Annotated in this window: 2 protein-coding genes; both read right to left on the bottom strand. The window is 40.0% G+C overall.

Translation table 11 applies throughout. The annotated features are described in order from the left end of the window. Positions 1-153 precede the first annotated feature (153 nt). Positions 154-492 carry a hypothetical protein gene (locus tag ACS8FD_RS18435; RefSeq protein ID WP_439263252.1) on the bottom strand — a complete coding sequence of 113 codons (339 nt, stop codon included), beginning with the start codon at positions 490-492 and terminating at the stop codon, positions 154-156. Positions 493-572: 80 nt separating this feature from the next. Beyond that, a partial coding sequence (locus ACS8FD_RS18430) for an amidase family protein (protein WP_439276913.1) occupies positions 573-865 on the bottom strand: 293 nt, incomplete at its 5' end.

Raw genomic sequence — 865 nt, 5'->3', positions numbered from 1 at the left:
TTTTCTAGTGCCAATAATTAGTACTCGTAAATCAAGCCATTCATCTTTAGGAAGCGTAGGGAACACTTTACAATTCTCACTAGCATTTCCGTCTTTTTACAATGGCTATAATAGTGTGCGAAAACCAGACTGTAACTGCTTAAATAGCAAGCTTTAGTGATGGTTCTGCATCTGCGTATAGGTATCTGCAAATATCTCACTACTCCCGCCACTTTGATAAAAAGCAGAAATAACATAGCTCATCAAAATTCTAAACTTACCTTGACTGTACAAGCTACTTACCAAAGGTTCAGCTTGTTTAGCATCCCCCTCTATAAAGCCGTAAGGGGCAATAATCTTTTCAAACTTATCGTAAAACGTCTGAAAAAAACTTGGCGTGTCCTCAAAGTTTTCATCAAAAAAGGTTTCCAAGTTTTTAAGATCTGTCTTTAAAGTTAGAGCTTGATTATCATCTAAGCGATAGTCTTGCTTCATCATGTTAAGAAAACTCATTGTATATCTCCAGTGAAGCTAAAAGTGGAGTCAAATTTTTGCGCATATTATACGGTAAGTTATTTGACTATAACGGAGTATTAAACCGCCTTCTCGGCGATAGCAGAAGATTGCAAATGGTGATCTGTATGCTGCTGGAATAAATGCGCGGTAGCCAACAGCTTACTTTCTTGCCAATATTGACCAATCAATTGCAAGCCAATAGGTAAGCCCTCTGAGGTCAAACCAACTGGCTGACTGAGTGCAGGTAGACCGGCCAAGTTAACCGCGATGGTGTAGACATCACCTAAGTACATCGTTGCAGGATCAAGGTCTTCACTAAGTTTGTAAGCTGCCGTTGGAGAGGTTGGGCTGGCAATCACATCACAATCGG

The organism is Psychrobacter sp. 1U2 (assembly GCF_051847575.1).
Note: the sequence above shows the minus strand (reverse complement) of the source record. Positions and strands in the feature narration are given on the sequence as shown.

Coding starts and splice junctions, on each gene's coding strand:
- ACS8FD_RS18435 (WP_439263252.1), bottom strand. CDS start 492: ATGAGTTTTCTTAACATGATGAAGCAAGACTATCGCTTAGATGATAAT.